Source organism: Flavobacterium sp. RSSB_23, from assembly GCF_051547145.1.
GTDB lineage: Bacteria > Bacteroidota > Bacteroidia > Flavobacteriales > Flavobacteriaceae > Flavobacterium.
In genome coordinates, this window is the sequence record NZ_JBPTTO010000002.1 from 1 (window position 1) to 6877 (window position 6877).

Sequence of the window (6877 nt, forward strand, 5' to 3'; positions counted from 1 at the left end):
TACAAAGCTTCACAGCATTTTCACCAACCATTTTTGACTATTAAACCTTATTTGATAATTCATCTCCAAAATCAAACAATCGTTCAAAAGATTTTTAAGTTGATTTTTTTGAGATTTACTAATACTAAAAGTACCTAAAAGTTCAATCTCTTTAATAAAGGATACAGCTAAATTATAATCTAGAAAAGGTTCGACAACAGGTTCTCATTGATTGATATGAATTAAAAAATTAGTGTATGCTAAAAAATCAATCCCATTCATTTCTTACTTTTTTTTGGAAATCATCTGCATCAATATTGTTTATAGACAATCCGAAATGTTTTTTTAAACCTTTAGCTTCTTTATTACTACTGGCTTGCCTCAACTTTTCTTCAATCTCTTTTTTAGTTTGCTTCTTTGTGATTATGATAGTCATATCTCATTTAATTTATTGATATCTAAAAATTTACATTTAATTCTAAATAGTCCAACCACAATTAATCATAAAAAATAAAATCTTACCTATCCCCTTTTCATCTCAATATGCGGAATGTCATCTTCTAAATACATCTCGCTAATAGCCACAAAACCATGGCTTTCATAGAATTTTTTCAAGTACAATTGAGCGCCAATTGTAATCACTGTTTCGTTAAAATGAGTAGCAATTCCTGCGATAGCGTTTTGCATCAATTCATGACCCCACTTTTTATCTCGATAAGTAGCATCGACCACTACTCGTCCTATTGAGGCTTCGGGAAAACTAATCCCTGGAGGTAATAATCGAGCATGAGCTACAACTTTATCCTCATAAGTTCCAAAAAGGTGTAGGGCTTTTTTATCTTTTCCGTCCAAATCCAAATAGACACAATTTTGCTCTACTACAAAAATTTCGCTTCTCAATCTTAAAATATCATACAACTCATGAACAGTCAACGCATCGAAGGATTTAATTTCCCATTGTAAACTCATAACAACTTTTATTTTTTTCTTTTAATTATTTGAACCGATTTAATAATCGATTCTAATTCAAACATAACATCTCTTTTTTCGTCAGCGGGTGAGTAACAAAAACCTTCTAGGACAATAATTCGGTTGTACTCTTTGTCAAAAATCACATAATTGATAAAAGGGCCAGACATAAAATCATTTCTTAATTCCCAAGTTCCTTTAGATTCAAATGTGAGGCGGTTATCCAATTTTATTTTGAACCAATACGGTGCGTAGCCCTCACCAGTAATCATTGGAGTTTGAGCTTCGCGCCCTTTGATGTATAACTTTCCGATTGAATCACGCATTCGGATAATCGAGGCAATGGGATTTTTGGTTTTGATGGTATGCAGAGGAACTTGATACAGCAACAGACTCATACTACCGCTCACAATTTCTTTTTTTAACCAAATGAATCGAGGTTTTTGAACCGCATATTCAAAATCTGAAGGTACATCCAGACGAATATGAAATTTGTTCTCTATAATTTTTGGGTTCAGTAGCGACTCCTTATTGATTTTTTGATTGGCTTGTATTTCGCCTTCTTTAATCATCTGAATCATTTCGGGACTGTGCATTTCTAATAAATACAAAAGCGTATCATTAGTAGTTCCCGTGAGATGAAAAACGGTTTGCGGTGCTGCGTATTGATTTTTTTTGATTTCAAAACTAGTAGTTACTCCTTTTTTGACTACTACAATGGTACGACTATCCGTGATAAAGCCTTCTACTAATTTATCAGGATATTGATTGATGGTAAATAAGGGTTCCTCTTGTGGTAATCCAAAAACTGGGGCTGCTAATTTATTTCTCAGTGAATCACCCACTTCCCCATTCCATAAAGCATCATTCATAATCACGGCAATCGTATTGATTTTACCAACCGATTCACGTAATAATGGCTCTTGCTTTTTGCTGCAAGAAAACAGAAATAACGAAACTAAAAGGTATAAAAAATGGGCTTTATTCATAATTTTTATCTTATAAAATAAAACCCAAATGTAGCCCAATTTATTGTATTATCCGTTTATTTTCAACTTCATTCCGGGTTTTAAATCTTGACTGGTAATGCCATTCCATTTTTCTAAATCAGAAATAGTAACTCCAGGATATTTTTTAGAAATGCTAAAAAGAGAATCTCCTTTTTTTACATAATAATCATTCGTTGCATTTTTCGCTTTTGCTGTTGGAAACAATTCTTTTTTCTTAAATGAATCAGCTGTAGCGTTATTAGTAATGATAGCAATTTCATTTTTGGCCACAATTAAAGCTGTTCCAACAGGTACTTTTTGTTTTGAAATAGCATTCCAAGCTATTAAATTAGCTGATGTTGTTCCGAATTTTTTGGCAATAGTTCCTAAATTATCTCCTTCTTGAACTGTATACGTAATGTCTTTTACTTCTGGTTTTGGCACCTCTTGAACGGCAACAGCTTGGCTAACTCCAACCTGAAAGCTCATTCCTGGTTTCAAATTGCTGGCTGTCGTTGGATTCCAAGAACGCAAATCTTCTACTGAAACATTGTATTTACGAGCGATGATATTCAAATTATCTCCTTTCTGGACGACATATTGCGTTGCATTTGGCGCAACTAAGAGCGAATCTAACTGCGTTTCTTTAGCTTTTTCTGCCGATTTAACTCCTGCAACAGCAGTACTAGCAACGGCTATCGGATTGGTTTCTACACCATAACGGGACGTTTTAATTTTTAATATTTTACCTAAAGGAACCGAATTCCCTTTGATTCCATTCCAGCGTTTAAGGTCAGCAACGGCAACTTTGTAATCTGCGGCTACTGTGTTTAAATTATCTCCTTTTTTGATTTTATACCATTCATTGATAGTAGCAACATCCGAAGAATCTGCTGCTTTTCCTCTAGACGCCAAAGCCGATTTTGACCATTGTAAAGGTTTTCTTCGTTGGCTATTATCATGAGCAACGTAGGCATATATTTTGTCTTCATTAGAAGTAAAAATAGCAATCTTGTTTTGTGGCAATCGCAAATAATTGGGTTGATCACCGTAAACAGGAATAACATTCATTTTATACGAAGGATTCAACAATTGCAATTCGACTACAGGGATATCGATTAAATCGGCAATTTGTTTGAAGGAGATTTCTTTTTGGATACGAATAGTATCGGTTTCAAAGTGTTTGAAAGTGGCACGTTCGGGTTTAATGCCGTGCTCTTTATGATATTCATACAAGTACATCGTAGCTAAAAAAGCAGGAACGTAGCCTTGAGTTTCTTGTGGTAAATGTTTTTTTATATCCCAAAACGTTTGTTGTCCGCCCGATCGCCTTATCGCCTTAGTCACATTTCCTGGACCTGAATTATACGATGCTAATACCAAATCCCAGTCGTTGAATAAAGGGTACATATTGGCCATATACTGAGCCGCTGCCTCGGAGGATTTTAAAGGATCCGATCGCTCATCAACATACGAATCGATTCGTAAATTATATTGTTTTCCTGTGTGATACATGAACTGCCAAAGTCCTGTTGCACCAACTCTAGAAACCGCTTTTGGATTCAAGGCAGATTCTACTATGGCTAAATATTTTATTTCTAATGGAATGTTCTTTTTCGCCAAAGCTTCTTCGAAAATAGGGAAGTAATATTCTGAAGTAGCCATTAATCTCGCGAAAGCTTTTTTTCTGTTTTTCAAAAAGGATTTGATTAAATTTTCTAATCCTTGATTGTATTCGATATGAAAAGGAGACTTAGCATCCATAGCCGCTAGTCGTTGTTTTAATAGCTCGGTGGGTAATTCAAAATCAACGCTTTGGTCGGTGTTTAGGGTTTGGATATCTTTGGTTAAGTCATTATAAATATCCAAATTCGTTAGCTCTTTCATCCATAAACTATCGACTTGTTCTGTCGTAGTATGACGTACAAAAGTTTGTTTGATAGAATCTAAATAGGAAAGAGGTATAGGAGTAGGTTGAATCGATTTAACTTCAGCGACTTGCTGCGAGAAAGCAGCAAACGAGATGAGGAACAATAAGCTTAGTGTGGCATTTTTAAGACTCATATAATTTGATTTCAATGTGCTTTATTTCAGCTGATTAACCAATTGACTTTGCAAAATTACTTGGTTAAAACTAAAAAAAACCATAAATATTGTTAAATATACAATATTTATGGTTTTTAAGCCCATTTTACTTTAAAAAAATATGTTAAAGTAGGATTATTCAAATAGTAATGCAATTTTAAAAATTGCAAACTTTTTGATTATTCTAAAATCGCTGCAATTCCTGGTAAGGTTCTTCCTTCCAACATTTCTAGCATTGCTCCACCTCCGGTAGAAACATAACTTACTTTGTTTTCAAAACCAAATTGTTTTACAGCTGCCACAGAATCACCTCCACCAACTAGTGAGAACGCACCATTAGCAGTAGCCTCAGCAATATAATCTCCTAAAGCAATAGTTCCTTTGGCAAATGTTGGCATTTCAAAAACGCCTAATGGTCCATTCCAAAGAATCGTTTTAGAAGCTAAGATTACTTCTTTAAAATTAGCTAATGATTTTGGTCCAGCGTCTAAACCTTGCCATCCTTCTGGAATGTGTTTCACATCTACTACTTGTGTATTTGCGGTATTAGAAAAATCATCAGCTGCCACTACATCAACAGGAATATGAATTTGTACCCCTTTTTCTTTTGCCAAACGTAAAATTTCTAGAGCCAAATCTTGCTTGTCATCCTCACAAATAGAGTCACCAACAGATCCTCCTAAGGCTTTCACAAAAGTAAAGGTCATACCTCCACCAATAATCATATGGTCTACTTTGTCTAAAATATTTTCAATAACAGTAATTTTAGAAGACACTTTAGATCCTCCTAAAACAGCAGTTACTGGTTTTTCACTGTTCTTTAAAACTTTATTCAAGCTTTCAATTTCTTTAGCTAACAACGTTCCAAAACATTTACTTGTTGGGAAAAACTGTGCAATAATAGTAGTTGAAGCATGTGCACGGTGTGCCGTTCCAAAAGCATCATTTACATAAATATCGCCTAAGTCTGCTAATTTTTTAGCAAAAGCAACATCGCCAGCTTCTTCTTCTTTATAAAAACGTAAATTCTCTAACAACAACACTTGACCAGGTTGTAAAGCCGCAGCTGCAGTAGTAGCAGGTTCTCCAATGCAATCTGTAGCAAATTGAACAGGTACACCTAAAACTTCAGAAGTTTTAGCTACTATATGACGTAACGAATATTTGTCTTCAGCTCCTTTTGGTCTTCCTAAGTGCGACATTAAAATAACGCTTCCACCGTCTGCTAAAATTTTATCAATGGTAGGCTTTGCAGCTTCAATTCTATTGGCATCCGTTACATTAAAATTTTCATCTAAAGGCACATTAAAATCAACACGGATAATTGCTTTTTTATCTTTGAAATTGAAATCGTTTAAAGTTTTCATTATATATATGTATTTAATTTAAAAATGTATATCGTCTCACAAAGATACACTATTTTGGGATTTTGATTTGTAGTGCCTACTATTAAAAAATAGCTAATTAATAACGAAATCGATGTAAATTTATAAATAACACAACTAAACGGTTAAAAAAATTAAGTAATAACGGTTTGGGAGCGTGTGAGTTCTCGGTTGTGAGTTCTCGGTTGTGAGTTGTGAGTTGTGAGGTGTCAGTTTTGGGATGTGAGTTATGAGGTGTGAGTTATGAGGTGTGAGGTGTGGGTGTGAGGTGTGAGTTATGGGTTTTGGGGTGTGGGTAAATAGAATAAAAAGTTAAGCTAGTTAAACAGTTAACAAATTAAACGATTAAACCTTAAACAATAGACCAGCTAACCGATTAACCAACAAAAAAAAGCCCTCTCCAAAATGAAAAGGGCTCTAGTAGTATATTATTTATAAAACTATTCGTGAACTGGATTTTGGGTACAAGGACAATTACTTAATCCTTGGAAGAAATCAAATCCTAAAGTAATCATATGCGTTCCAGAATTGTAGGCTGCCATCTCATTCATCGTAATTTGGTAAGCATACCCAAAATAAAATCCTGATTTCTTAAACCCTACCATTGGTCCTACATTCAAAGGCTTTCCAACTTGATCATTCAAAAAACGGTAAGATGCCCCAACCCAGTAGTAGTCATCATAACTATTGTATTTTCTATATTTAACGTTGATGTCGGTGCTTGATCTTCTATCCGATTCAAAATATTGAAAGTACATAGAAGGCTCAATCTCACCACGATTGTATCCTCCATCGCTAAAGACATAACCAGTATACACTTGATAATTACGCAATAAATCCGGTTCTAGTGCAATAAACTTATCCAAATCTTTTGGCAAAATATTACTAGCATTAAAACTCATATAAAATTTATTCAAACGATACAACAAACTGACATCAAAGTTATTGTTGGAAGTAAAACGGTTGTTATTAATAGAAGGATCTGGATTGGTTGGTGACAAATCATCAATGTCTATTTTGAAATTATTGATATTGAATGACAAACCAAAAGACAAATATTGTTGGGAGTAATAATCCAAAATGATATGATGCGCAAACGAAGCTTTAGCACCTGTTTGACGGGTGTTCCCGTTTTTATCATTGTACATAGAAATTCCAACCCCTGATTGATCTGCAATTCTAAAATCAGCATAAACAGATTGGTTATTTGGTGCATCTTTAATACCGACCCATTGTGTCAAACCATTCAATCGAATTCTAAAATTATCTCCAATCCCTGCATAAGTTGGCGAAATCACAAAAGGGTTATCGGCCAAATACTGTGTCCAAACAGGCAAATTTAATTCTTGAGTGTGTCCAGCAACACTCACCAAAAGCAACAATGCAATTATACTCTTTTTCATAATATAGTAGATTCTTAGTTGGTATTGTAACGACGCTGTTGGGGCACAGCGTCGTTATTACCTGTTA

Annotated in this window: 6 protein-coding genes; all 6 read right to left on the minus strand. The window is 34.5% G+C overall.

Translation table 11 applies throughout. The annotated features are described in order from the left end of the window. Positions 1 to 247: 247 nt before the first annotated feature. The 6 genes from ACSVH9_RS03590 to ACSVH9_RS03615 all read right to left on the minus strand — a co-directional run bounded on the left by ACSVH9_RS03590 (position 248) and on the right by ACSVH9_RS03615 (position 6810). Entirely contained in the window at positions 248 to 415 is a 168-nt protein-coding gene (locus tag ACSVH9_RS03590) for a hypothetical protein (RefSeq protein WP_438062523.1), read from the minus strand. Between the two features lie 86 nt (positions 416 to 501). Continuing rightward, positions 502 to 948 (minus strand): GNAT family N-acetyltransferase, encoded by a 447-nt coding sequence (locus ACSVH9_RS03595; RefSeq protein ID WP_438062524.1) that lies wholly within the window; start codon positions 946 to 948, stop codon positions 502 to 504. A gap of 8 nt (positions 949 to 956) precedes the next feature. Further along, positions 957 to 1937: a DUF4837 family protein gene (locus tag ACSVH9_RS03600; RefSeq protein ID WP_438062525.1), complete on the minus strand. Its 981-nt coding sequence runs from the start codon at positions 1935 to 1937 to the stop codon at positions 957 to 959. Positions 1938 to 1985: 48 nt separating this feature from the next. Further along, on the minus strand, positions 1986 to 4001 hold the full coding sequence (locus ACSVH9_RS03605) for a LysM peptidoglycan-binding domain-containing protein (RefSeq protein WP_438062526.1): 2016 nt from the start codon (positions 3999 to 4001) through the stop codon (positions 1986 to 1988). A 200-nt stretch (positions 4002 to 4201) separates the two neighbouring features. After that, entirely contained in the window at positions 4202 to 5389 is a 1188-nt protein-coding gene (locus ACSVH9_RS03610; protein ID WP_438062527.1) for a phosphoglycerate kinase, read from the minus strand. 458 nt (positions 5390 to 5847) lie between these two features. After that, on the minus strand, positions 5848 to 6810 hold the full coding sequence (locus tag ACSVH9_RS03615; protein WP_438062528.1) for a PorP/SprF family type IX secretion system membrane protein: 963 nt from the start codon (positions 6808 to 6810) through the stop codon (positions 5848 to 5850). Positions 6811 to 6877 lie beyond the last annotated feature (67 nt).

Bases quoted from the DNA above. Each gene is read 5' to 3' on its own strand.
- ACSVH9_RS03590 (WP_438062523.1), bottom strand. From the start codon at position 415: ATGACTATCATAATCACAAAGAAGCAAACTAAAAAAGAGATTGAAGAA.
- ACSVH9_RS03595 (WP_438062524.1), bottom strand. From the start codon at position 948: ATGAGTTTACAATGGGAAATTAAATCCTTCGATGCGTTGACTGTTCAT.
- ACSVH9_RS03600 (WP_438062525.1), bottom strand. From the start codon at position 1,937: ATGAATAAAGCCCATTTTTTATACCTTTTAGTTTCGTTATTTCTGTTT.
- ACSVH9_RS03605 (WP_438062526.1), bottom strand. From the start codon at position 4,001: ATGAGTCTTAAAAATGCCACACTAAGCTTATTGTTCCTCATCTCGTTT.
- ACSVH9_RS03610 (WP_438062527.1), bottom strand. From the start codon at position 5,389: ATGAAAACTTTAAACGATTTCAATTTCAAAGATAAAAAAGCAATTATC.
- ACSVH9_RS03615 (WP_438062528.1), bottom strand. From the start codon at position 6,810: ATGAAAAAGAGTATAATTGCATTGTTGCTTTTGGTGAGTGTTGCTGGA.